This window comes from Neobacillus piezotolerans, from assembly GCF_003362805.1.
Lineage (GTDB): Bacteria > Bacillota > Bacilli > Bacillales > Cytobacillaceae > Bacillus_D > Bacillus_D piezotolerans.
This window is the reverse complement of the sequence record NZ_QNQT01000001.1, coordinates 207,865-233,954: the sequence shown is the minus strand read 5'-3', so window position 1 is coordinate 233,954 and position 26,090 is coordinate 207,865. Positions and strand designations below refer to the sequence as shown.

Sequence of the window (26,090 nt, the reverse complement as noted above, 5' to 3'; positions counted from 1 at the left end):
GTTTTACTGGTATAATGGACTTGCCACGTACTCCACAATTCCTCTCCCCACCTTCAGGCTAAAATCCCTTTGGAAAGCAGGTTGAAAAACAGTATGAGAAAAAGGCCGTTATGCAGCTGCGGAAGCAGATTAGCCGCGGAACATTGCTGCGAAAAATTGCAGGTCCACCAATTTGCCATCCCCCTAACCGAGACCGAAACACGCGAAAAATTCCTTAAAAAACTCCAAATCGGTTCCGCATTTAAAATGAGAAACCGCGCGATTGCCCTCTTTTATGGAGACGATCTTATTGCCTACAAAATCGGCAAGCCGAAAGACCCCATCCGGAATGAATTTCTCTTCCACTTCTCAAATTATCTCACTGATTATCTTGAAGATTTATGCCCCCCTTCCTGGAAGGCATGTACCCCGCTCTTCTGGGAAGAATTCCTCACGACCCATCTCTCAAGCAGAATTCCGATATCAAAAACCGGGCGTGAAACTGAAAAACTTCTTTCAGAACTTCAAACCTTTGTCCACTGGCTTGACCGCAAGGCGGGAACGGACTGGTTCCCTATTGTGAAGGAATATATCGAAATTTATAAGTCCGATATAAAAATCGGGGAAACCGCAATAAATGCCCTTATTCTCCTCCATTTCCCACATATCCATGATCCCGATTTCAGTTTTCAAGATGATTTTGAAGCGTACCAAAAACAGCATCGGGCATTCGACCTCTATTTCGACACCGTGTTTGAGGTACAGGCAGTGATAGAAGGCGTGTTTGTCCTAAACGACTTGGAAGATGGAAGGACCTATCACACCAAAGGGCTTCCTGGGAGTATTTTGCCAGGATTGCTGCTAAATGGCGCGATTGGCAAAAACAATAATGACTTCTTTTGGAAATGGTGCGCAACAGGCGCGGTATTCCCTAAATGCGCAAAACGGTTTCTGGAAACCGATGAAGCGGTTATTATTTTATAAGGAAAGATCTTGCCCTGCCCCCCTTCGGATGCGGGGCTTCTATATGTAGTTCAAAAAATAAATAGAGCAAATAGGACTCTACTACGTGGCAGGCACTTTTCTAAAAGAAGAAGGAAAATGCCATGATAGAGTAGAATCGAATACTTATAGACTATTTCGACAAAAATCTCGGCTAAATCAAAATTTCATTATTTAATGAACAAATTAAGTTAACTTGATCCCCAATAAAAATTAAACAAAAGGTAGGAATCATGAAAAATAAACTCTTGTATATTGAAGACGATAAGGAAATCGGCGCCTGGGTCAGCGAGGATTTAACTAGACGGGGCTACCTTGTGACCTGGCTTACTTCGGGTGATGGCGCGGCAAATTATATGGAGGGAATCGATTTGGCCATCCTTGATATCATGCTTCCTGGATTGGATGGATTCTCGATTGGCCAAAGGCTAAAGAAGGAACATCCAGAAACGCCTATTCTTATGCTTTCAGCCAGGACCTCAATTGATGATAAATTGCAGGGCCTTCATTTCGCCGATGATTATGTGACGAAACCATTTCATCCAGATGAACTGGCGGCCCGAGTGGAAGTGCTGTTAAGGCGGTTTGGAAAGATTTCAGTGCAGCACCTTCAATTATCACATCTTAGCATTTATTTAGACCAAAACCGCATTGTCGATACGAGATCGAATAATGAAATCATCCTGACGGCAAAGCAGTTTCAAATTTTCACTTATTTGCTCCGGCATCCAAACCAAATTCTTACTAAAGAGCAAATTTTCGAAGCGATATGGGAAACTCCCTATATGGCCGGGGATAAAACGTTGATGGTCCATATTCGCCACTTACGTGAAAAAATAGAAGAAAATCCGAGCGACCCGCAAATCATTGAAACCATCCGGGGAATCGGATATAGGGTGAAGCAATGAAATTCAGGCATTCTCTCTTGGCAAAATATCTGCTGATCATTATTGTGGCGTTAATCATATGGCCGTTTGTTTTACCTGCCTATTTACTGCCGTCCTATATTCTGGACAAGGACTTTCAACAAAAAACCGAGTATATGGATAGAAACAAATTAAAGAAAATGTGGCATGGGGAAGCAGCTAAACTGGATGGCGCCGCTCCAGAAAAGATAGACCAGAAGCTCCGCACAGTAAAGGAACAATATCCACTCGCTTGGATGTTCTGGGTGGACGGGTCCGGTAAAACCCAACTAATCCTTTCTGACAAAAAAAATATTCCGGGTCAATGGACATTGGAAAACAGTATTGAGTTTATGAATAAAAGCGATGAAGATCCGATTACGTTTATGTCTTATATTGGCAGTGACAAGAGCAACGGGTTCATGGTTTTCCAAATACCTCCCTCCGTTGCGGAGCTTCCAACATTATCTCCTTTAGACGACAAATATTTGGCGCTCTACGCTTTTCTCGTATTTGGCCTTTTTCTTTTTATCTCTTGGTTATTTTTCTTCAATATACGCAAACGGCTTGTTCTTCTTCAAACCGCAATGACAGAAACGAAGGATAATGGAATTCCTGAAAAAATAGCAGTCAATAAAACAGACGAAATTAGTCAGCTGGGCACTGCGTTTAATCATATGATTGATGAATTGATAAATAGCAGGAAACACGAACAGGAGGAAGAAGCGCTGCGAAAACAGCTGATTGCGAGCATATCCCACGACTTGCGGACGCCTCTCACAGCGATTCGCGGGCATGCCTATTCATTGCAAAAAGAACTCTTATCGTCCAATGGAAAACATTCACTTCATTTAATTGAAAGCAAGGTGGAGCTATTAAGCCAGTTGCTCGATAATCTCCTGTCCTACACACTTTTATCAGCCGGAAAATACACTTTGCAAAGAAAAGAAACAGATATGATCCGGTTCGTTCGGGAATCATTGGCTGGATGGTATCCGGTTTTTGAAAAAGAGGGCTTTCAAGTAAATATTGATCTGCCCGATAATGCATTAATCTGGAATATCGATCCGCATTGGTTCATGCGCATTCTCGACAATCTTTATCAAAATGTCATAAGACATGCTAAATCCGGACTATATATCGGAGTCCGAATCGTGGATTACGAAGGAACATCAGCCATTTTGATTGAAGACAAAGGACCCGGTATGGAGGTTGCAACAGAAAATAAAGGCGCTGGCATCGGCCTTTCCATCGTGTCGCTCATGCTTCAGGAAATGCAAGTAGATTGGAAAATAACAAGCTCCCCAAAGGGCACGGAAATCTATCTGTACGAAAAAAAGAAGCTACCGAATTAAACAAAATTTAAACGAAGCCTCACCTTCATTTTAACCTTTCCGGATTAGGATGAAAGTGAGGTTATTTGTTTTTAAAAAAGAAAGGATGATTACGTTGAAACTTACATCGCCTCTACTCAATTATGAAGCAAAAACAATCGTTAACCGCTGGCCCTCATGGATTGGCCATGCAGCCATATTATGGTCGGTACTGTATGGGGCAATTCATCTCTATTGGTTATTGGATGGCGCCGGATATCCGTATAAAAATGACGGTATGGGATTGTTCACGGCCATGGTTACCCATCTTCATCCAAAAGTTGGCGGTATTGTTTTTGCCACTCTATGCCTTTTTAGCGTTGTTTTAGGCCATGCCATTCAAAAACGGCAATTAAATGTTTTTTATCGCCGTTTTGCTATTGCCTATTTATGGGGATTTGCTGTTGCGCTGCTCCTGTTTATTCCTGATACGATGTTAATTTCCGCAATGGCTTATGCATTTTTATTTAAATTCGGGTTTAACTGGCAAATGTTGAATCAAATTTTTTGTATAATAGGCGCGCTGCTTTGGATGATGGCCGCTGTTATTTACCAAAGAGAAACCCGCCAAGCATGTAAATTTTGCGGGCGGACCGATGGCGGAGAAGTTCCCGCATTGGTACGGTGGGGAAAATGGCTGACTATGATTGCAGTATTTGCTCCCATTCCTTACGCGTTAACCCGCTTTGCGTGGGCACTCGATATTCCTTTAGGAGTTGATCCGCAGTTCCTTAAGGAGTTCTCGAGCGCGAATCCGATGGCACATGTGACGGAATTGGTTTTTGGCTCCTTATGCATAACCGGAGGTATCCTTACACTCGGTTTGATCCAAAAATGGGGTGAAGTTTTTCCGCGCTGGTTCCCGTTCATTGGCGGAAAAAGAGTCCCCATCATGCTTGCGGTCATTCCAGCCTCCATTGTTGCCATAGCTATAACAGCTGCAGGATTTGTCTTTACATCTGGCATTTTCGCAATGGCATTTCATCTCACGTCGATGGAAAATAGTTTACACAGTCAAGGCTGGGGACCTATGGGGCCAATGATTTTTTGGGTGCCATGGGGAGTGGCTCTTGGGCTGGCCGCGATCGCCTACTATTATCGCCGGCGCGGCCAATGTTCCACTTGTGGAAGAGGTTAAAAAGGAGGAATATATGATGAATGAAAAAATGTACAATTTGGACACTCAAACCGATAGTCTGAATGCCTTTGAACAATGGTCGAAGAAAGCAGTATGGCCAGCTTACATCGGGTGCTTATGGGCAGTCATGTATGCCGTTTTTGTCCGATTTTATCAAGCTGCCGGCGGAACGATAGGCCTTCCGGGACAGTATGAGAATCCCGAAGCATTGCAAATGGCAAGTTACGTTGCCGGGGTATTGATCATGGCCTGTGGGTTCATTTTAATTTCCCTTGTGAAGCCATTGGGAAGAGTTGTCCCAAATCGGGTGCCGTTCATTGGAGGGAAAAACATCCACCCCCTTTTCATACTAATCCCTACCCTTTTTTGTACTGCTATTTTAATCGTACATGGAATCAGTGGGATGATTACAAAATCCCTACACCTGGCGGGTATTATTACCATTCAATTCACAGATTGGACTTCCCTTGATGTCCATAGTCTGGCGTTATGGTCCCTCTTGTTTTATGAGCCATGGTTTTTGATCATGGGCATTTTGTCCGGATTAACAGCTTCCCATTACGCTCTCGCTTCCGGAATTTCACTGCGTGTATTTAGACGAAGCATGTTGGCCTATTTAATTTTCGTTTGTCTATTATCGATATATTACGTATTCGCTATCATTCTTAAACTCGCATAACTGGGTGAGAATCTGCCGCAGGTAATATTCTTTGGTTCATTCTATATAAGATTTAATTCAGCTCCACCAAGCTTGAAATTAGGCGCTGGGATTTTGAATTTCCAAAATTTTATTCGCGACGGCAGTTGTAAGTTCTTCAGTAGTTTGTGGTACAAAATTTTTTAAAATGCTGTTGGCCATTGGCCCTTTTATTCCGTATGCTGTAATGTTCAGGCAGCCGGTCATTCGGGTGGAAGTGCCGTTCAGCTTTTCCGCTTTAAAATAGCCGTTTCCGGCAAAGTTATCAGAAAGGCCTGTTAGGTCAAAGTTGACTCTGACAGGCTCTTCCCACCTTGTAATCTCAACTTTCATTTCAATTGTTTTCTTTATAAAACCGAATTCCCCTTGAAAAGCCCATGTAGATTCTGTATTGCTTATGATTTCATGTTCGATATACCCTGGGACAAGTGGCGCCCAATTATTAATGAAACGAACAAAACTCCATACTTTTTCTATCGGCACATTCAAATCAATGCTGTAAACTCCGCTTGGCATGAGTGTTTTCCTTCTCTCGAATTATTTTTACTGCTTCCTATTCTTCACTGTCACTGCTTTTGCCTTCATGACAGCAATACCGGGCAAGTAACCCCATTTCATACGTGTTCCTATCGTTTCATAATTAAATTCATATGAGGTCATGGACAGAATAATGTGTTAAAAATGCTGACAAAAAAAGAGGCTGTTCCCAATATGTTTTTGGAACAGCCTCTCGATTTAAGCAATAAACTTTAACAGTATTCAATCCCAACTGAAGACTTTTTTTGCGGTCAGGGATGAAACATTTTATTTTTATATTAAAAATCTTTTTCACCAACCTTTATAAACCACCACAATATGGAAGGTCATTTTGATCTCCTTCCGCGAAATCAGTCCCTTTCTCAACCGCTTCCAGACCGTAATCTATTTCGCTTACCTCTAATCGCCCTTCCTTTTTAACGTCGCTTATATTATGGTTATGTTGATGTTTTACTATTTTGTCTCTCATTACTTTCCTCCAGAGTTTTTTGTAGTTTTCTCTTTGAGGATGATTCTTATTCAATTAAAGTAGGCTGGGTTCATCCGCCTCCAATCCCTCCGTTCTAGTTTAGTAGTCTTTTAAACTATACTTCCTTTATCCAGTAATAAAAGTTAACTCCTTTAAAAGCTTACTATTTTGGGCGATTCTTTTATAAAATGCACTAAAATGAATTCGGGGAGAGGGAACTTCGAGGAGAATACAAAAAGAGCTTGCCTGAAAAGGGGCAAACTCTTCTTTAAAAAAGCTATTATTGCACTGCAAAAATATTAACTTATTTCTTTTTCACCATAATAGTTGACGCAATTACAGTCGTGTTTCCGGCGTTGTCAAACGCTTTATACGTAATGGTATAGACTCGGTCCGAACCGCTTATTTCATTCCGCAAATAAAAGTCTGTGTCGGCAGTTCCGTATTCGGCACCCTGTATATCCGGTTCAGGTATTTTCTTACCATTCACGACATCGGGCTGGCTGCTTGTGATTGACACCAGTTCGAACGAAGCAATGCCGGACAAGGCATCCCGCGCATCCACATTAGCCTTCACATAGACAAGCTTGCCGGTGTTGCCAATAATGACAGACGGATTAAACGTAACATTCAAAGATGGCCTGGTTTTATCAATTTTCACTTGCACGGTTTTGATGTCTTCCCAATTGCCTGCAAAATCCACACTGCGGTACTCCAGTGTATTGATTCCTTCAGCAGGGACAACAATGCTGCCAGTATATGTTGCCCACGCACCGCCATTAAGCCTATATTCGGTTTTGGCTACCCCCGAATGGGAATCGCTTCTTACAAGGCTTAAAGTTGCATCGCTATTATACCAGCCATCCTTGAAGGAAGTAGTGGTCATCGGGGCTGTTTTATCGACTTTAACCTCCACCTGCTTTGTCGCTTCAACATTGCCAGCCTTGTCAATACTTCTGTACTCAAAGGTATTTATGCCCTGTCCGCTTATCATGACTGGACTCGTGTAAACGGCCCAACTTCCTCCATTTAGCCTGTATTCGGTTTTTGCCACGCCGGAAATGGTATCAGCAGCTGTCAGGCTTACTTCCGCATCACCGTTGGTCCAGCCATCCTTGACGGAAGAACTAGTCGTAGGAGCAGTTTTATCGATAATGAACTCAACTTTCTTTACATCCTCGGCATTGCCCGCCATGTCAAGACTTCGATATTCCACAGTATTTGTTCCTTCAGTTCTTACATAAGTTGGAGACACATATTGGATCCAATTTCCTCCGTTCACTCTGTACTCCGTCCTTGCAATGCCGGACGTTTCATCTAGAGCATAAAAGGAAAGCGGCACATCTACTTTTACCGGATATGAAGGAATATCACCGATTGCAGTCACTGGTTTTAGTGTATCGATTTTGATTGTCCTCGCATTTACACTTTCTTCATTGCCGGCATTGTCAATGCTCTTAAATTCAACATTCGTTGTACCATCTGTTGAAAGACTAAACGTGCCGGCATATTCGAGCCATTCTCCTCCATTGATTCGGTAAAGCGTTTTTTCCACACCGGCACCATTGTCGGCAGCGGTGAGTGAAATAGTCACGCTCGAACCATACCAGCCGTTAACGCCTTCCTGGCCCTGGACATCAATCGATGTTTCAGGTGCAGAGGTATCCGGCGCCTTCACAAGGATATTGGCATGAGACATATCCCTGTGTTCAAACGTCCGGCCTTTGGAACCTTCCAAACTATTATAATACATAAAGAAATTACCTTTTTGATCAACAACTTCAATCCCATAGAGCGGCCAGCTGCCGGCTGGGTCGGATTCGCTTATCGCCAATACCCCTTCATACCTGGAAGTCCCAGGATTATAGAATAACTCTACATCTCTTGTATCGTAGCGGCCAAGAGGAGTCGAATAATAAACAAAAACTTGCTCCACCCCGGACAGTTCGTCAACAATGTCCGCCGACAGATGTACTTGTTCCCCTTGGATAATTGTTGTTTGTGAAACGGAAAATCCATTCAATTGCGGTGGTGTAGTATCCCCTACAGTTCCTACAACTTCTATATTATAAGCACTTAAATCAGTTACTTCGTAGTAACCCCCATCATACGGTGTCTCCCCATTCCGGTAAGTATAATGGTTATAGAGCTTATCCCCCATTTGGATCGTGCCAATCGACCAAGTTCCAGGAAGATCATACGGATCAGCATAAAAACTGCCTTCATACTTTCCGGTTTCCTCGTTATAAGACAGCTCAATCGGTTTGCCGCTTTCACTATCGCCACCCGGGGGGACATAGCTTAGGTGAACATACTCAACCCCAGACCCTTCTTCAATAATATCCGCTGATAATGTAATCGACTCTCCGCCATTTGCGCTTGATGAGGAAATAGAAAAATCACCTAGCCTCGGGGCGGTATCATCGACCAAGGTGCCATACACTTCAATATTGTACTGGGATAGATTCCGATATTCATAGTTTGAACCTTGATACGGAGTCTCTCGATGATAAATCCGATATCCATTCCCCTGTTTGTCCTTTAAATAAACGGATGAAAGTTTCCACTGGCCCGCATCATCATATGTAGAAACATCGAATGTTCCATCATAATTTGCAGTCTCATCATTGTAAATTAAATAGACAGTCTTTGAACCGCCGGTTGGACCAGAATAATATGCATAAGCAACATCCACCCCTGACTCTTCTTCCAGCAATTCCGCGCTCAGGGTGATTGATTCGCGCATTGTAGCTTCTGTCCCGGAAAGCGATAAACTTGTAAGCTTCGGAGGCGTAACATCACTCGCAGCAATTCCTGTTGAAACCGGGGACAGCAATGAAAAAAGTAAAAGAAGCACGGATACCCTCGCCAACACATTTCTCCTATTTCCCACAAAAATCAATTTTCTCCCCACTCCCACTTGAAAATATTGTACTCACTCCATTTTACCGTATTTATCCAAAAGTAGCACACAAGAAGTTCTTTATAAATAAAAATAACGTTCTTTTTATGAAATTCCGACGCGCCCCTGCATAGCAGGTGTTTTATGTTACGCTCGCTATCGCGAGCTCCACTGACTAAAGTCGTAAATAAAAAAAGTGCTTCCCCAGATGATCTGGGAAGCACAATTTTTCAAGCTATTATTTTGACAGATTCAATGCTTTTTGGGATACATAGAAATTTTTCCCGTTATAAACTGTTACGCCGTAACCAGGTGGCAAAGCCATCAGCCCTATTTATTGCGCTGCTGAAATATTGATGATGCGTCCTTCAGCTTCGTAAGTGATTGGAGATGTGAAGCTCTTTACAAAATCAACAGTTGCTTGCAGGTCTTCCGGCCCCTGAACAGGATTTTCGCCGTAGGCACGAAGCTTGTATTTGTCAGAGTAATGATCATACATGTAGTTGTTGACTGTCAGTGTGTACATTGCGTTCTGATCAATTGGAGCCCCATCAGCCAAGGTGATTTCAGTCACTTTGCCGGTTGCGCTATCCCATTTGTAATGGAAGCCGCCAATGGAGGCATCTGGGCCGTAGGAAGAAATTTGCGCATTCACAATTTCATCCATTTCTGATCCCTGTACTTCGATTGTAACCAATGTATTGCCAAATGGCTGGATATTGTACAATTCTTCCCACGTAATTTCTCCCGCATTCAGGTTGGCACGGATCCCGCCGCCATTCATCATGGCAAAGTCACTTCCCGCTGCAGCATTCATTCCGTCGGCAATCAGATTCCCAAGTGCGTTGTCGCCAAAATGATTTTTTGTGATATAACCGCCTTGCATAAAGTTGGCTGCCTGCCCGATGACTTCATTCAATTTAGGCGCGATCGCAGTTGAGTATTTTTCCAAAATGGCGGAAACCTCAGGGTCCGGAGTGACTCCCTGTTGGATGACATCCACGATTTCGGCCTCTTTTTTAACAATATCTCCTGTCACTGGATCAATTTCAAGATCGATATCAGCAAAGGCCTTTCCATATTCCCCGGCTTGTACAATCAGCTTATTGTCTACTGTTGCATCAACCTTTTGATGATTGTGGGCAGCAAAAATTACATCGACCTTATCGTTAATTTCTGTGGCCAACTCAGCAATATCCCCTGTTGCAGATTCACCGGCCTGGCTTCCAGGAACGTGTGCCAGCATAACAATCGCTTCCACCCCACGCTTGGTTAGTTCCGGGACATACTTGTTGATCGCTTCTGCTTCATCTGTGAATTCAACATTGGTGATTCCTTTTGCTACGACCATGTTTGGTGTTTCGGTAGTCGTAACGCCGATGAAGCCAATCTTCTGCCCTTTTACATTTTTAATATAGTATGGCGGCAGTACCAGTTCTCCGCTGTCCTTATAAACTACGTTGGCCGCTACCATTGGAAAATCGATGCCGTCATAGTCAACTGTTCCATTCGGATGGTCTCCGCCATTGGTTAATCGAAGCAGCTCGTCGACACCTTCATCAAACTCGTGGTTGCCAAGCGTTCCAACATCAAATCCGATTGTTTCCATGATTTCAACGGTAGGTTCATCTTGATAGAGAGCCGATACGGGCGGGCTTCCTCCAACCATGTCCCCGGAATGTACAATCAGCGTGTTTTCATTCGTTTTTTCATGCTTGCGAAGATATGTAGCAAGGAAAGCTGCGTTTCCATAGGTGTTTGGATCATTTTTCAGCTGTTCACTTACATTGATTTTGCCGTGAAGGTCGTTCACGCTCAATATTTGTACTTTTACATTCTCTTTCTTCTCAACACCGGGTGGAACCTTAGCTGAAACTGAGCTGCCAATCATCCCAGTCATCAATAAACTAACTGACAAAGAAGCAGCTACTACTTTGTTGCTTAAAAAAGCCATGAATTTTCCCCCTTATTAAAAATAAATACAGTGTGATTATAAGGAGGATTTGTTAAGAGTCTGACAAGATAATCTTAAGGTTTTGTAAAGCGGATTACTATATTAGAAAAATGATTACTCGGTCTCATGCTAACGCTATTCAACTCTAAGTCTTTTTGACTAAAACAAATAATTTATCTTCTTATTTGCCGAATTTTTATTTTCAAAAAAAGAAGCAGTCCAATTCATAAAAATTGGACTGCAACTGAATTGTTATTTGCTGTTTGGACTTTACACTTTCAAATGGCTGCTTATTCGGAATCAATTACATTCCCTTCCGCAGGAATCGGATGTTCCTTCAACAGACGGGCAAAGTGCAATAAATTGTAAGCCGCAATTTTTGCATGCTGGACCGTAAACTCGTTTTGATTTCCTTTTGCTTCAATAAAAGAAGGACCAGGACCGGCTTCACCTACCCAATACGTATCAACATTCGGAGGAATCGTGAACCCGATATGCGACAGTGCATAAATTAGATAGCTTGAAACGTTTTTCGCACCGTCTTCATTTCCGGTGACCACCACTCCGCCTACTTTGTTGTAGTAGAGATATTGGCCTTTTTCGTTGGTCAAGCTGCTGCCGCCGTACAATCTTTCAACAACCAACGTGGCCAGGCTGCTCTGTTCGCCAAGCCAGATTGGAGAACCAAGCAAGAGGATATCCGCCTGCTTCACTTTTTCAAAAATCTCCGGCCATTGGTCGTTGTCATTCACCGCCTCGTTGGTAACGCCAAAGCCGATGCTATAATCAGCCATTCTCAACACTTCCGTTACGACGCCGTTCTGATTAAAAATCTTGACAATCTCATCTATCAGCGCGCGGGTATTGGATGGCTGCGTACTGTCCTTCAAGCTGCAATTCAAAACGAGCGCTTTTATGGTCATTCCTACATCTCCCTTAGTGAGTGTTACAGTATTCCTATTCCCTAAGGTTTTTTTTAAAAACCAGAAAAAACAACTAGTGCTTATTCAAAATGCCTGTGACGAGCTTATCGTCAACCTTGCCATCTTTTCCTTTCCTGAGTTCTTCAATCCACCAAAACGCTTTCCTTGGATGTTTTAATACCTCTTTGGCTTCTCTTGGATGTTCTACTACCGGCGCGGAACCACGCAGCGACCTCCCAGCTGTCTCTTTTACAAACAGGGTAACGATAATGAGTCCGAAGGCGCATATGCCCATCAGATAATAGGCTGGCACCATTTTGTTACCTGTTACCGCAACGAGCCACGCAACGACTAAGGGGGTTGTTCCCCCAAACAATGAAGTAGATGTATTGTACGTAATAGCTAGTGCTCCATACCGAACTCTTGTAAAAAATAATGAAGGCAGAGTTGCCGGGAGTGAGCCTTGAAAAGCGGATAAAAGTGCTCCCAGGATGAATAATCCGAAAAAGGCTCCAACGATATTCCCGGACCGGACCAGCATAAATGCAGGGATGCTGAGGACAATTGTCGCAATCAGCGCTCCGGTCAGGATACGGTTTCTGCCTATTTTATCACTCCAATAGCCCATCGCCATAATCAACGGAATCATTGCGATCATAACAAGGATCAGCAAGAGGAGCCCGGTTTGTTCCCCATATCCTTGGTCCTCTGATAAATAGGACGGCATATAGGTAAGAACGGTATAGACCATCACGTTATAAAAAATGACAATGCCTGTACAAATCAGGAGCGATTTCCAATGACCGATGAATATCTCCGCGAGGGAAGTTCGCTCATTTCCATCTTCAATCGATTCGTTCATCGCTTCAAATGCCGGTGTTTCCTCTAAACGGTTGCGCAGGTAAAATCCGACCAGACCAAGCGGAGCTGCAATAATAAACGGAATCCGCCAGCCCCAGGCTACCATAGTTTCAGGCCCCAATATGTAAGTTAAAGATGTAACCAAGGCTGCTCCAGCAATGAAACCCACGAGAGTGCCTACTTCCAGGCCGCTAGCCATGAAAGTCCGTTTTTTATCCGGCGTCGTTTCGGCAATGTAAGTCATTGCACCGGCATATTCTCCTCCCGTAGAAAATCCTTGTACCAGCCTTGCAATCAACAGCAATACCTGCGCCGTAATCCCAATTGATGCATAACTCGGGATCAGCCCGATACTTAACGTAGCCGCCGCCATTAAAATTAACGTGAAAGCCAATACCTTCTTCCGGCCAATCCGGTCGCCCATCATCCCAAAGAATAAGCCTCCGATCGGGCGGGCAATGAATGCAACCGCAAAAGTCGCGAAAGCATAAATCAATTGAAAGGAAGGATTTACTTCAGGAAAAAAAACCTTCCCCATCGTTACGGCCAAAAACGAATAAATACCAAAATCAAACCATTCCACTGCATTCCCAACCGATGTCCCAATCATTGACTTTTTTGCAACGCGTGAATCGACTACCGTAATAGCCTCTTCAGTTAATCCTTCTACTGGTTTGCTCACAATTTTCCTCCTGTTGTTTTTTTGTTTTAGACCTCCTTTTGGCCTTTTCCCTAATAAAAAGCCACTAAACAGTGGAAATTTATGCAAATTCCACTTCTTTAATCCCTGAGACGCCCAAAATCCGTTTTCTTTTTAAACCCATTGTACGAGGTATACTAACAAACAAAATGCCAGAATATTCTTCCGGCACTGTCGAGTTCTAAAGAATAACTTAAAAACCGAAAACACTTTCCCATTGATATTTTTGACGCACCTTCGGCAAACAGACTATACTCTAAATTGAAGGAAGATTCCGAAAGGTTGGAAACCGATGATAAATACATACGAGTATGCCAGGGAACTTGACCATCAGGATCCTCTCGCAGGCTACAGGAATGAATTTTATGTAAGCGGTAACAAAATTTATTTGGATGGCAATTCGCTCGGACTTTTATCGAAACGGGCGGAACAATCATTGCTTGGTATGATTGAAGCTTGGAAAGAGCATGGTATCGACGGCTGGACGACAGGAGAGCGTCCATGGTTTTATCTTTCCGAAAATCTGGGGAATCAGGTAGCGCCCATTGTCGGCGCGGATGAAGGCGAAGTCATTGTCACAGGCTCGACTACGGTAAACCTTCACCAGCTCACGGCCACTTTTTATCAGCCAAATGGGAGACGGACGAAAATCCTTGCTGACGAACTGAATTTCCCGAGCGACATTTACGCGCTTCAAAGCCAGCTGAAGCTGAAAGGTTTCGATCCCGCAACCCATCTAATTCAAGTAAAAAGCAACGACGGCCATACACTTAATGAAGAACACATCATTTCAGCAATGACCGATGAAATTGCCTTGATTGTCCTGCCCGGCATCCTGTACCGGAGCGGCCAGATTCTTAATATGGAGCTTTTAACAAAAGAAGCCCATATGCGCGGAATACCCATCGGTTTCGACCTGTGCCACTCAATCGGCTCGATCCCCCACAGCCTGACTAGCTGGGATGTCGACTTTGCTTTCTGGTGCCATTACAAGCATTTGAATGGCGGTCCCGGTGCGACGGCGGGACTGTATGTAAACAAAAAGCATTTTGGAAAACAGCCGGGACTTGCCGGCTGGTTCAGCTCCAACAAGGAGAAGCAATTCGATATGGAGCATGAGCTTAATGCTGCAGCCGATTCAGGCGCCTACCAGATAGGCACTCCGAATATTTTCAGCATGGCGCCAATCATAGGCTCCCTGTCGATGTTCAATGAAATCGGCATGGAAAAAATCCGTGAAAAATCGCTCAAGCTCACCGGCTATTTAATGGAACTCATCACGACAGAACTTGACGGCCACGGATTCATTGTCCGGAACCCGCTGGACGAGGAAAGGCGCGGCGGGCATGTTTTTCTTGAACACCCGGAAGCTCCGAGGATTTGCAAGGCGCTGAAGGCGGACGGAGTCATACCCGATTTTCGGGCTCCGAATGGAATCCGGCTCGCCCCAGTCGCCCTATACAATTCGTTTGAAGAAGTATGGCAAACAGTCCAAATCCTGAAAACAATCATGGACGAGGAGAAATACAAACAATTTGAAAACAAGCGGGGAGTTGTGGCATGACAAAAAACAAGTGGATCGATATCTCACAGCCCCTTCATAACGGGATCGGCCACTGGCCAGGCGACACGCCGTTCAATTATGAAACTGCATTCACAAAAGAACAGACCGGATCTGTTAATATTGGCAGGATCACAACCAGCCTCCACACAGGCACACATGTTGACGCGCCCTTTCATTTTGACAATGACGGTGAAAGGATCCTTGGCCTCGACATCAGCGTGTTCATTGGCCCGGCGCGCGTAATCGACGTCTCTTCTTTTGAAAAGCTTAATGCCGAAACGCTCCGGCGCTTTGACCTTGAAGGAGCCGAACGGCTGCTACTAAAAACGTCCATCCCGAACAACCCGGACCACTTCCCGGAACGAATTCAGGAACTCACAGCTGATATCGCGGCTTATCTAGGAGAAAAAGGCGTAAAGCTGCTTGGCGTCGATGTTCCGTCAGTCGACCCGCTCGACAGCAAGGACATGGCGGCCCATCACGCACTGTATCGCCACGGCATCCATATTCTCGAAAACCTCATGCTCGACGATGTCGAAGACGGGGACTACGACCTAATCGCCCTCCCGCTTGCCCTCAAGGATGCGGATGGCAGCCCGGTCCGCGCGGTCATCAGGAAGCTGTAGAAGGGGTTTTTTTGTAAAAATCGGCCCATGCTCTGGGCTTAGGGCACCTGACAAGCGTGCCGGAAAACACCAAGGAGGTTCGAAATGGTTCTAGACGACCAAAACCCAACAACCGGCGAAACAAGAATTCTTACTGATTTTACTAACAATATGACATACAGCGAGTATCTGCAGCTTGATAAAATCCTCTCGGCCCAAAAGAGGCTATCAGGCCACCATGATGAAATGCTGTTCATCATCATCCACCAGGTCAGTGAACTGTGGATGAAACTGATTATTCACGAACTGAAGGCGGCGATTGCCGCAATCAAGGCCGATAATCTTTCCGCCGCGCAGAAATGCCTGGCACGTGTCACCAAGACTCAGATGCAGGTCATCCAAGCGTGGGATGTTCTGTCGACGCTGACACCGTCCGAGTATATGGAATTCCGCGAAACGCTTGGCCAGGCGTCCGGCTTCCAATCGTACCAAAATCGGATGATCGAATTCGCGCTTGGCTATAAGAACAGCCATATCCTGCAAATCTATAAAAAAGACCCGGCACTTCATGCCGAGCTATTGAAAGCGTATGAAGCCCCGGGCATCTATGATGCCGCCATCCATGCTTTGCATAAAGCAGGATTTCCAATCGACAAAGAAATCCTGGCCCGGGACGTAACGAAGTCTTATAAGGAAAACGATTCGGTACGGGCCGCGTGGATGAGTGTGTACAAAAACACAAAGGCAAATTGGGAGCTATATGAACTCGGTGAAAAACTTGTCGATATCGAAGACTGCCTTCAGCAATGGCGATTCCGCCATATGAAAACGGTCGAGCGGATCATCGGCTTTAAAACCGGCACTGGCGGCTCGTCCGGAGTCGGCTACCTGAAAAAGGTGCTCGACCAGCGGTTTTTCCCCGAACTTTGGGATATCCGGACGACCTTATAATGGCGCGGCCGTTGCTCAATGCCTTACAAGCTGAGCGGCCTGCCGCCTTATTTTTCGTATCGCCATGAAAATGGCAAATCAATGATTGGAGAAGAAGCTATTAAACAACAGTGACATTATCCAGATTTGCCTTATTCCCCTTTAGAATGGCATAAGTCAATTTATCCATGGTAGCACCGTCAAATACAGTTTTCTTCACATTTGTTTTAAAAGAAACATTTCGGAAGACAGCATTTTTAAAAGATGTTCCTTTTAACCCCGCATCATTAAAAATTGTCCCATTGAAGGTTTGATTGTCAAAACAAACTCCTGATAAGTTGGAGTAAGAAAAATCTGTATCATCCAATATGGCTTCCTTAAAACTTGCTCCGCCTAAATTGGACTTGTTCAATTTTGCGCCCCTTAGATTTGCCCGGTCGAATATTGCATTGTCTAAATTACTGCATTTAAAAGAGCTGTTCGATAAGTCCGAACCGGTGAAGTCACTGCCCTCGAGATTGCTGTAGTTGAACTTGCCGTCATGGACTTTCACTGATGTGAAATCCGAATTCGGCATGTTGCTCTTCGATAGATCCATCCCCACCCTTTGGTGCAGCTCCCTCGTTTTATCGTGAATCGCTTCAACAATTTCCGAAATGTCTCCAATCGAATCTATCGTTTTATGATAAGCGGCTTCCTCCGACAAACCCTCACGTTTCAAATCATCCATCTTTTCCAGTAGATTTTGGTAAAGCTCCAGTTTAATCTCCTTAATTGCGTTAATGTCCTCATAAGAAGAAAAGATGCCATCCAGGTATGTTTTTAATTTGTCACTCATGCCGTTTTTTCCACCTTTCAAAGTAATGAATCAAGGATTTCTTTGGCATATTCCCAAGTTCTTTTGTTTTCCGTGTATGTCGTTCTGCCTTTGTCAGTCAGCTGATAGTACTTCCTGCGGCCCCCTTGCGTTTCATCCCCCCAGTAAGAAGTAATATTTCCTTCCTGTTCCAGCCTTTTCAAGCTGGAATACATCGTCGCTTCTTTCAGTTCATAAAGGCCATTCGACCCTGTATGGACCAATTTGGATATCTCATACCCATATTTATCCCCGCTCATCAACAGTTTGAGGATAATCGTATCTGTGTGTCCCCTTAATAAATCGGACGAGAGTTTTAGACTCACTGGAGCTTTCCACCTCCTTACCAATAATTTACACGATATTACTATGACAGTCAAGGTAGTTTATTTGATGATGTAATATGACTGTTTACTCAATTGTTGCTGTCCTCAAAAAAAGGAACCCCATTTCCTGAAAGGGTTCCTTCTTGTGGCTTATTTAAGAATGCTGACAGCTTCAAACCCTTCCCGGGATTAAACGAAAGCCGATAAAAAATTTTTTCACCAAACCTTAACTCGATACTCTTTTCCTTTATAACTTCATCCTTTTAAAATCCTCAATCAATTCGTTCACAGCCTCTTCCTTTGTTGCCCATGAGGTGACGAACCGCACCGCCGAAGAATGCTCATCAACTTTCTCCCAGATTAGGAAGGCATACTTTTTTTGAAGTTCGGCAATCAGCTTGTTAGACAGAATCGGAAAAAGCTGATTGGACGGGGAATGTGTCAGGAAGCGAGTATCCTCTTTTTCCAAAGCATTCCGAATTAGCCCGGCCATCCGGTTCGCATGCTCCGCAAGTTCAAAAAAGAGGCCGTCACGGAAAAGCTCCTGAAACTGGATGCCGAGCAGCCGTCCTTTTGCGAGTAAGGCTCCTTTCTGCTTCATGTGGTAGCGGAAATCGTCCTTTAGCCGTTCGCGGCAAATCACAAGCGCCTCTCCCAAAAGGGCACCGTTCTTTGTTCCCCCTATATAAAAAGCATCGACGAGCCCTGGCAAATCTTCAAGGTTCAGATCATTTTCTTCGGAACACAAGGCTGAGCCAAGCCTGGCGCCATCCATAAAAAGAATGAAACCGCGCGATTCGCAAACTCCCCTCAAATCCTGAAGCTCCTTTTTCGAATAAATAGATCCGATTTCCGTTGAGTTCGATATGTACACTAATTTAGGCTTGACCATATGCTCATCGGTGTGGCCGTCTGCCACTGCTTTTACAAGATCTGGAGTAAGCTTGCCATCCGCCGTTTCCACAGTAATCACTTTATGGCCGGTCGCTTCAATGGCGCCGGTTTCATGCGTCGCAATATGGCCGGTGGTCGCTGCGATGGCTGCTTCATGCGGCCGCAAAAAAGCTGAAATCGCGATGAGGTTCGTCTGGGTTCCGCCAGACAACAAATGAACATCGACATCGTTCCGGCCGAGTTTAGCTTTTATAAGCTCAGACGCATTTTTTGAAAAAGAATCCTCCCCGTAACCGTCCTCCTGCACCAAATTCGTCTCCATCAGCGCATTCAAAATCCTTGGGTGCGCCCCTTCACCATAATCATTTTTAAAACTGTACATAAAGAATTTCGCTCCTTTGAATGTTGTCTAGTTTATTTTACAAGATTTTTCTGCCAAAAGGGGCCAAAATAAAACAAGCCGAAAATCAAACAGATTTACGGCTTGTTTTTAAGTAACAAATACCCACTACAATTAAACTGATTCCACAGCAACCGCGGCTTCGTTCTCCGCCTGCTCCAGTAGATAATGATGGATGATTGCAAGGAATGCCTGCCCTGCCAAGGCCATCGCGCGTTCATCAAAATCAAATTTCGGATGGTGGTGCGGATAGCATGCGCCGACTTCCTGATTCTCAGCTCCCGTGTTGAAAAACATCCCCGGCCTTTCCAGAAGATAATAGGCGAAATCCTCGCCGCCCATCTTTGGGTCGAGCTCCACAAGTTTTTCCCCGCCGACCGCCTTTTTCATTACATCGAAGAAAACGTCTGTCTCCGCCTCGTGGTTAACCACCGGCGGATAGCCCCGCTCATAGGTGATTTCAGCGCTGGCGTGGAATGCCGCGCAAATCCCATCCACAATGGTTTTTAAATCTCTTTCAATCTGGTCGCGCACTTCTGGATCGAAAGTCCTGACCGTTCCCGTAATCTCAGCCGAATCGGCAATGACATTAAAGGCATTGCCCGCATGGAAGGAGCCGACCGAAACAACCGCCGGTTTCAGCGGATCAACGAGGCGCGAGACGATATGCTGAAGCTGATTGACAATCTGGGTGCCTATCGCAATGGAATCGACCGTTTCATGCGGATACGCTCCGTGCCCGCCTTTTCCGTTAATTTTTATGACAAAACGGTCAGCCGCAGCCATCATCGGACCCTTTCGATAGCCATACAATCCATAAGGGAGGCTCGCGTTTAAATGTGTGCCGAACACAACATCAACACCGTCAAGGCAGCCATCCGCAATCATCGCGGCCGCGCCGCCCGGAGCCACCTCTTCCGCATGCTGATGAAGAAGAACCACATTCCCATGCAGATGTTCACGGTTTTCACTCAGCACCTTCGCGACCGCCATGAGCGTCGCTGTGTGCCCGTCATGACCGCAAGCATGCATTACCCCCGGAACAGCCGATTTATATGGAACGTCTTTTTGATCATCAATAGGAAGTGCATCAAAATCCGCCCTTAAAGCAATCGTTTTACCCGGTTTGCCGCCCCGGATGGTCCCGACAACTCCGCGGCCCCCAACACCGGTTCTAACTTCAATTCCAAGACTCTCGAGATAATCGGCAATTTTCCGCGGCGTCCTAACTTCCTCAAATGAAAGTTCGGGATTCATGTGGAAATCCCGCCTCCACTCAACCATCTCCCCAAACAATTCTTCCAATCTTGCATTCCATTTCTCCAACAAGCCAATCCCTCCATTATGTAAGTGAATTATGTATCTTTAAAATCTTCTGACAATATTATAGCATTTCCGTTACCCTTTAAAAACTCCGTAATAGGGGAAATACTTGGAGAGGACAACCATATAATAAATTTTTTCTAAAGAATTCTGTTTCAAATCCCATCTAACATTCTTATTTCGGTCCATCATAAATGATTTCAACTTTATCTTCCATTTTTTTAAATGCCACTTTTCCTCCATTCAAAAACACTTCAACAGGGTAAAATCGTGCATTTTTGTCAGAAAAGTACCATTTTCTTTCTGTTTTCACAACAATAAACAAACCATTTTCATCACCAACAGGCGTCAAGCCTTCACTGTCGTTCTTCCAATTAGGAAACCCTAGCGCATTGAGTTTCCTCACAAAGGGGATTACTTCATCCACGGCAATTCCTATTTCACTTACATTAAGGAAATCTTGTGAAGAAAAGTTGTTGTTGGTCCTGTTCGGTAAATTATGCCGGGCTATTAACTCCACGATATTTCCTGAAGGATCTTCAAAATACGCATGTGCATTCCAACTGGCAAAATGAACTTCATCTCTCCCATCCTCACTGTTTAGTGAAACCCGAGATTTGGCCCAAGCTACAGCTTCGTTATATTTATTTTCGGGAATATTAATTGCGAAATGGTAAAAAGGATTACCATCATTACTTTCGCGAAAATGCAGGTCTGTTTGCCCAACATGAACAGTAAACTCCTTAACCGATTTAGAGGAGATTGGTAACTCAAGTACATTTTTGTAGAAATTCTTCATTTCTGTTAAATTGGAAGCCAACAATGAAAGTTTAGTAAATTCCATAACGACCGCCCCTATTACTATTTTGTACCTTCATTATAATTGAAACTCACTCCTAAAAATCACCCATTGGACCAAAATCCTTTTCTCCTTATGTCCCGTAAATTTATACGACTAAAGTTGGAACCACCTTGTATATTCTGATTAAGTGGAGTACAAACCGCGAAATCCTTTCGCAATCACAAAAAATCGGAGAATATGCCCATTCTCCGAATCCATTCCACTAAAATTCAATTAAGAACTTCCTTTTTCAAAAGCCTTCAAGAATCGTGGACTTGCCTCCACCACTTCCATCCACTGATAAAGGGTTCTGGAGATGGGAGGCAAGTTATGAAAAAATCGTTAACGTTCCCTGATCACCATGTTACAGCAACGGGTAGATTCCCGGACCAAATGGGATTCCGAGGAAGTAGAATACTAGAATAAGGATGATCCAGGATAGCAGGAAGGTGATGGAATACGGGAGCATTAGGGCAATGAAGGTTCCCATTCCAGCCTTTTTGTCATATTTTTGCATGAATGACAGGATGATGACCATATAGGGCATGAGCGGTGTGACGATGTTGGTCGATGAGTCCGCAATCCTGTAAGCTGCCTGCGTGAACGCTGGGTGATAGCCTAGCTGCATAAACATCGGGACAAAAACTGGCGCTTCCAACGCCCACTTGGCCGATCCCGATGTAATGAGAAAGTTCAAAAGGGCGGTAAATATGATATACCCGATGATTAATCCGATTCCGGTAAATTCGATATCTTTCAGGAATTGCGCTCCATTTACAGCTACCCATGTCGCAATGTTCGACCAGCTGAAGTAGGCAATAAATTGCGAGATCGCAAAAATCAAAACAATATAGCCCGCCAAATCCTTCATGGACTCAGCCATATAGCCGGCAACGTCCTTGCTTGATTTGATGTTCCCGACAGTCATGCCATAAACAACACCAATAATTATGAAGAAGAAGAGAATGATTGGGATAATCCCAGACAGGAACGGAGACGGGATCAGCCCGCCGTCCTCATTGCGCAAAGGGCTGTTCGGCAAAAAGATGACCAACAGGATAAGCGCAATATATAGAAGGCCTGCAATGCCCGCATTCCGCAATCCTTTGCTTGCATTTGGAGGGTCTTCGGCAACGGCCTCCTCCACCACATCACCTTTGTATTTCCCAAGGCGCGGTTCGATGAATCTCGTTGTGACAAGTCCACCGACAATTGTCAGGACAAACACTGAAACGCTATTGAAATACCAGTTGTCGACCGGGGTTACAACCATATCCTTGTCAATGATTTTTGCTGCTTCAGTCGAAATGCCCGCAAGCAAAGCGTCCGTACCGGCAATGAGCAGGTTCGCGGTAAAACCTGCGCCAGCCGCTGCATACCCTGCCGCCAAACCAGCAATCGGGTTGCGCCCAACTTTGTAAAAGACCATTGCCGCAAGCGGCGGAATCAGCACCATCGCCGCGTCGGACGCGATATTTCCCATAATCCCGACGAAAACGACTGTGTACGTAATCAGCGCGGGCGGTGACTTCAGAATTGTCTTTTTAATCGCATAATCAAGCAATCCCACCTTCTCGGCAAGCCCGATACCGAGCATCATCGAAAGGACCAGTCCGAGCGGCGCGAATCCTGTGAAGTTATCCAGCATGGACGTCAGGATATATTGCAGTCCCTCCGCTGATGCAAGGCTTTTAACCGCAAGTTTTTCCCCTGTACCGGGATGGATGACAGTAGCCCCAAATGCATTGAAGATAGCCGAGGCGACAATGACAAGAAGCGCTAACATCGCAAACAGGATAAACGGATCCGGTAGTTTGTTCCCCACCCTCTCAATGCCGTTCAGTATTTTTTGAAAAACCCCTGTTTTCTTGGTCGTATTTTCCATGGTTTCCCCCTAGATTTATGGCTTGATTATGAATGGATTTGTATTTTCGACGGATGGACATGTCCTGGAATTGGGCATGTGTAAGGATTCTTTTCCTGGAACTTCTTGAATTCCTGTTTTACCGGCTCAAGCTCTTCCTTGTTTTTAAAAAGCCGAATCGCCGCCAGGGCCATTGCTTCCGCCGCGCGGAGCATCCCTTTATGTGCATAGCTGCTAATTCCCTGGGCCGTCATTTGCCAAGTGTGGAGCGGGGTGCCAAGCGCCGATGTTGATGTTGTCACCTGGGCTGTCGGTACCACCCAGCTTACATCCGATACATCGGTCGAACCCGGAAGAATGCCGTCACTCTGTTCATATTCCGATATCGTTTCGGCGAGGTATTTTCCCTCAAACTCGCTGCCGTCGCCTTTGTAGCCAAATCCTCTTAAAATATCTAGATAGCTTTCTTGTTCGCCTTCCGACAATGTGGACCAAAGGCTTTCCGCGTAAGCGATTTCATTTTCGTCCGGCTTTTCGATGCCGGCTTCTTGCAGGCTTTCGTATAAAATCTTTTCCAAACTACGGTTCGGGATATAATTGGAGCACGCTTTATCGAACTCGATTGTAAGCTCGGTTTCCGTCATCAACGCCGCGCCTTGGGCAATCTTGCAGACCCGCTTATAAATCTCATCGACCTGCTTGACCTTCGGCGAGCGGATCAAATAAAGGACTTCGGCATTTGCCTGGACAACATTCGGAGAAATCCCGCCGGTATTCGTGACCGCATAATGGATTCTAGCTTCTGGGATAATGTGTTCACGCAGGTAATTTACGCCCACATTCATCAGCTCGACAGCATCAAGCGCGCTCCGGCCGAGGTGGGGAGAATTCGCCGCGTGGGAAGATATCCCCTTAAAGCGGAAATATACCTGATAGTTTGCCAGACTTGATAGGCTCATGATGCAGTTCGCCGGGGATGGATGCCATGTCAAAGCGGCATCGACGCCGTCAAAGACGCCTTCCCTGACCATAAACGTTTTCCCCGAACCGCCTTCTTCACCAGGACAGCCAAAAAATTTGACCGTTCCCGGTAGGCCATTGTCTTCGAGGAATTTTTTGGCCGCGCAGGCCGCCGCGAAAGCGCCCGTGCCTAGCAGGTTATGGCCGCAGCCGTGGCCGACATTTTTTTCCGTTGGCTCATAGCTTGTTTTATTCGGTTCCTGGCCGAGGCCGGACAGGGCGTCGAATTCCCCAAGGAACCCGATGACAGGAGCGCCGCTTCCGTAAGTGGCAACAAAGGCTGTATCGATACCGCCTGCGTTCCTTTCAACCTGGAAACCAGCTTTTTCACATTCCGCTGCTAAAAATTCCGCGGACTCGTACTCTTCGAATCTCGTTTCGGGATGGAAATAAATGTACTCGCTAATCCTTTCGAAATCTTTCTTTTTCTTAGACAGGTAGTCTTTTACAAAGTTGCTGGACACCCAATCCCTCCTATTTTTTAATAAAAATAATGATACGCATTCAATGCCGAACTAACTATTCTTCTAGTGACCAAAGAACCCCCTGGCCATCACCGTTCGGGCGCTAAATCTTCCTTGCCAGCAGCTTCTTTCCCTGCAAAGGCCCATATTTTAGTCATTGGATGAGCCGCCTTTTATGATACTGATAAAGGCATCAACAGCAACCGGTAAAACTTCTTCCTCAAAATCAAATTCAGGGTGATGGTGCGGATGATTAAGTTTTGTCCCAAAAAGAATATAGGTTGCTTTCCCGCCCCTCTCCTGAACCCTGTTCATCAGCAGGCTCGCATCCTCTGAACCGGCGACCGTGACAGATGGCAGTACTTCCTTTACAAACTCGCTCGTTGAACACCATTCCTGAATTTTTGGAATCAGCTCCTCATCGCATACAAGAACCTCGGTTATACCGGCCGGCTTAATCACAAAGGACACATCATGCATCTCGGCCGCAGCTTTTATGATCCGGGTTGCATGTATCGCCATGTAGTCGCCAATTTCCTGCGTTTCTCCCCTGACTTCAATTTCCATGTAACTGTCTTCCGGAATGATATTGCGCCCGCTGCCCGCGATAAGCCTGCCGACGTTAACCCTTGTAATTCCATCATGGTGCCGAGGAATCGCGTATAGATTCGTGGCGGCGGTAGCGGCAGCCAAGAGTGCATTTCTTCCTTTTTCCGGATGCATCCCGGCGTGGGATGATATCCCTTTAAAAGTGACATCGTATTTGACGGAAGCAAGAAATCCTTCCGTAGAAGCGGCAATCGTTCCGACTGGCAAGGAATGAATCCCGATGTGCCCTGAGTAAAAATAGTCAACATCATCTAGCCAGCCTTTGTCCCTCAACGCCCTCGCTCCGCGTCCGCCCTCTTCGGCAGGCTGGAAAAGGAGTGTGAATTTCCCTTTTAATGAATCACTGTTTGACAAAATGAATTTAGCGACTCCGAGTCCGATGGCTGTATGCCCATCATGCCCGCAAGAGTGCATAACATTGTTTTCACCTGAAACGAATCCGTTCGTCGAAGGAAAGTGGCTGTCGCCCGTTGATTCTTTTATCGGAAGTGCGTCAATGTCGAAGCGGAATGCGACATGGTCGCCCGGTTTCCCCGTATCCCAGATTGCGACTATGCCAGTATTTCCGCCACGCATTTTTTCGAGCCACTCATTCTCGACCCCCCACTCGGAAGCCTGTCTTTCTTTTTCCTCTATGAACTGATTATCCGGCAATCCAAGCCGTGAATCCTCGTTCAGCGCGTCTTTTCCAATATGGAGGGTGAAGCCCATCTCTTCCAGCAACCTGCCGACCCGGTATGTTGTTATGTACTCCAGGAAACCCAATTCGGGAAGTTTGTGCAACGACCGCCGCCATTCAAGCAGGAGTGGGGTTAGTTCTTTTACAAAGCTGCCAGTCATTCAAGATTCTCCTTTACAAAAGTATGTAGTCCAATTTCGGAAACTTGCCATTTAGTTTCCCTTAAAAAAATTATACATAAATTAACCGAATATTCAAACCTGGACTCGCAAAAA

Annotated in this window: 22 protein-coding genes; 8 read left to right on the top strand and 14 right to left on the bottom strand. The window is 45.1% G+C overall.

The window, feature by feature from the left end; all coding sequences use genetic code 11:
* Positions 1-93: 93 nt before the first annotated feature.
* The 5 genes from DRW41_RS01110 (at position 94) to DRW41_RS01090 (ending at position 5,076) form a co-directional block, all read left to right on the top strand.
* Positions 94-963 carry a hypothetical protein gene (locus DRW41_RS01110; protein WP_115450121.1) on the top strand — a complete coding sequence of 290 codons (870 nt, stop codon included), beginning with the start codon at positions 94-96 and terminating at the stop codon, positions 961-963.
* 251 nt (positions 964-1,214) lie between these two features.
* Positions 1,215-1,889: a response regulator transcription factor gene (locus DRW41_RS01105; RefSeq protein WP_115450120.1), complete on the top strand. Its 675-nt coding sequence runs from the start codon at positions 1,215-1,217 to the stop codon at positions 1,887-1,889.
* On the top strand, positions 1,886-3,241 hold the full coding sequence (locus DRW41_RS01100) for a HAMP domain-containing sensor histidine kinase (protein WP_115450119.1): 1,356 nt from the start codon (positions 1,886-1,888) through the stop codon (positions 3,239-3,241). The genes DRW41_RS01105 and DRW41_RS01100 overlap by 4 nt, the downstream gene beginning before the upstream one ends.
* 49 nt (positions 3,242-3,290) lie before the next feature.
* Positions 3,291-4,397, top strand: coding sequence for a hypothetical protein (locus tag DRW41_RS01095; protein WP_181884365.1), 1,107 nt, complete (start codon positions 3,291-3,293; stop codon positions 4,395-4,397).
* A 16-nt stretch (positions 4,398-4,413) separates the two neighbouring features.
* A complete protein-coding gene (locus DRW41_RS01090) occupies positions 4,414-5,076 on the top strand; it encodes a DUF3995 domain-containing protein (RefSeq protein WP_115450117.1) in 663 nt (220 codons plus the stop codon).
* A 78-nt stretch (positions 5,077-5,154) separates the two neighbouring features.
* On the opposite strand, the gene DRW41_RS01085 is transcribed toward DRW41_RS01090, so the two are convergent.
* The 6 genes from DRW41_RS01085 to DRW41_RS01065 all read right to left on the bottom strand — a co-directional run bounded on the left by DRW41_RS01085 (position 5,155) and on the right by DRW41_RS01065 (position 13,350).
* Positions 5,155-5,610, bottom strand: a complete 456-nt coding sequence (locus tag DRW41_RS01085; protein ID WP_115450116.1) for an SRPBCC family protein — start codon at positions 5,608-5,610, stop codon at positions 5,155-5,157.
* A gap of 322 nt (positions 5,611-5,932) precedes the next feature.
* Positions 5,933-6,154: a hypothetical protein gene (locus tag DRW41_RS22595; RefSeq protein WP_142752164.1), complete on the bottom strand. Its 222-nt coding sequence runs from the start codon at positions 6,152-6,154 to the stop codon at positions 5,933-5,935.
* A gap of 250 nt (positions 6,155-6,404) precedes the next feature.
* On the bottom strand, positions 6,405-8,972 hold the full coding sequence (locus DRW41_RS01080) for an OmpL47-type beta-barrel domain-containing protein (RefSeq protein WP_115450115.1): 2,568 nt from the start codon (positions 8,970-8,972) through the stop codon (positions 6,405-6,407).
* A 364-nt stretch (positions 8,973-9,336) separates the two neighbouring features.
* A complete protein-coding gene (locus DRW41_RS01075) occupies positions 9,337-10,956 on the bottom strand; it encodes a bifunctional metallophosphatase/5'-nucleotidase (RefSeq protein WP_115450114.1) in 1,620 nt (539 codons plus the stop codon).
* 290 nt (positions 10,957-11,246) lie between these two features.
* Positions 11,247-11,879: a flavodoxin family protein gene (locus DRW41_RS01070; protein WP_115450113.1), complete on the bottom strand. Its 633-nt coding sequence runs from the start codon at positions 11,877-11,879 to the stop codon at positions 11,247-11,249.
* A gap of 73 nt (positions 11,880-11,952) precedes the next feature.
* On the bottom strand, positions 11,953-13,350 hold the full coding sequence (locus tag DRW41_RS01065) for an MFS transporter (protein WP_115450865.1): 1,398 nt from the start codon (positions 13,348-13,350) through the stop codon (positions 11,953-11,955).
* 382 nt (positions 13,351-13,732) lie between these two features.
* On the opposite strand from DRW41_RS01065, the gene kynU reads away from it, so the two are divergent.
* The 3 genes from kynU (at position 13,733) to kynA (ending at position 16,560) form a co-directional block, all read left to right on the top strand.
* On the top strand, positions 13,733-15,004 hold the full coding sequence (gene kynU / locus DRW41_RS01060; RefSeq protein ID WP_115450112.1) for a kynureninase: 1,272 nt from the start codon (positions 13,733-13,735) through the stop codon (positions 15,002-15,004).
* Positions 15,001-15,630, top strand: a complete 630-nt coding sequence (gene kynB, locus DRW41_RS01055; RefSeq protein ID WP_115450111.1) for an arylformamidase — start codon at positions 15,001-15,003, stop codon at positions 15,628-15,630. Before kynU ends, kynB begins: the two co-directional genes overlap by 4 nt.
* An 84-nt stretch (positions 15,631-15,714) precedes the next feature.
* The gene (gene kynA / locus DRW41_RS01050) at positions 15,715-16,560 is read left to right on the top strand and encodes a tryptophan 2,3-dioxygenase (protein WP_115450110.1); all 846 of its coding nucleotides are present in this window, start codon (positions 15,715-15,717) and stop codon (positions 16,558-16,560) included.
* Positions 16,561-16,660: 100 nt separating this feature from the next.
* Here kynA and DRW41_RS01045 read toward each other — a convergent pair whose 3' ends face one another.
* The 8 genes from DRW41_RS01045 to DRW41_RS01010 form a co-directional block, all read right to left on the bottom strand.
* Entirely contained in the window at positions 16,661-17,377 is a 717-nt protein-coding gene (locus DRW41_RS01045; RefSeq protein ID WP_115450109.1) for a pentapeptide repeat-containing protein, read from the bottom strand.
* A 17-nt stretch (positions 17,378-17,394) separates the two neighbouring features.
* On the bottom strand, positions 17,395-17,721 hold the full coding sequence (locus DRW41_RS01040; protein ID WP_181884364.1) for a PadR family transcriptional regulator: 327 nt from the start codon (positions 17,719-17,721) through the stop codon (positions 17,395-17,397).
* A 247-nt stretch (positions 17,722-17,968) separates the two neighbouring features.
* Complete coding sequence (locus DRW41_RS01035; protein ID WP_115450107.1) at positions 17,969-18,997, bottom strand: threonine aldolase family protein; 1,029 nt, start codon at positions 18,995-18,997, stop codon at positions 17,969-17,971.
* A 132-nt stretch (positions 18,998-19,129) separates the two neighbouring features.
* Positions 19,130-20,344: a M20 family metallopeptidase gene (locus DRW41_RS01030; protein ID WP_115450106.1), complete on the bottom strand. Its 1,215-nt coding sequence runs from the start codon at positions 20,342-20,344 to the stop codon at positions 19,130-19,132.
* Between the two features lie 169 nt (positions 20,345-20,513).
* Positions 20,514-21,182, bottom strand: a complete 669-nt coding sequence (locus DRW41_RS01025) for a VOC family protein (protein WP_181884363.1) — start codon at positions 21,180-21,182, stop codon at positions 20,514-20,516.
* 361 nt (positions 21,183-21,543) lie between these two features.
* Positions 21,544-23,064 carry an AbgT family transporter gene (locus DRW41_RS01020; RefSeq protein WP_115450105.1) on the bottom strand — a complete coding sequence of 507 codons (1,521 nt, stop codon included), beginning with the start codon at positions 23,062-23,064 and terminating at the stop codon, positions 21,544-21,546.
* A gap of 26 nt (positions 23,065-23,090) precedes the next feature.
* Complete coding sequence (locus DRW41_RS01015) at positions 23,091-24,527, bottom strand: M20 family metallopeptidase (RefSeq protein WP_115450104.1); 1,437 nt, start codon at positions 24,525-24,527, stop codon at positions 23,091-23,093.
* Between the two features lie 150 nt (positions 24,528-24,677).
* Positions 24,678-25,976, bottom strand: a complete 1,299-nt coding sequence (locus tag DRW41_RS01010) for an amidohydrolase (RefSeq protein ID WP_115450103.1) — start codon at positions 25,974-25,976, stop codon at positions 24,678-24,680.
* Positions 25,977-26,090: the final 114 nt, after the last annotated feature.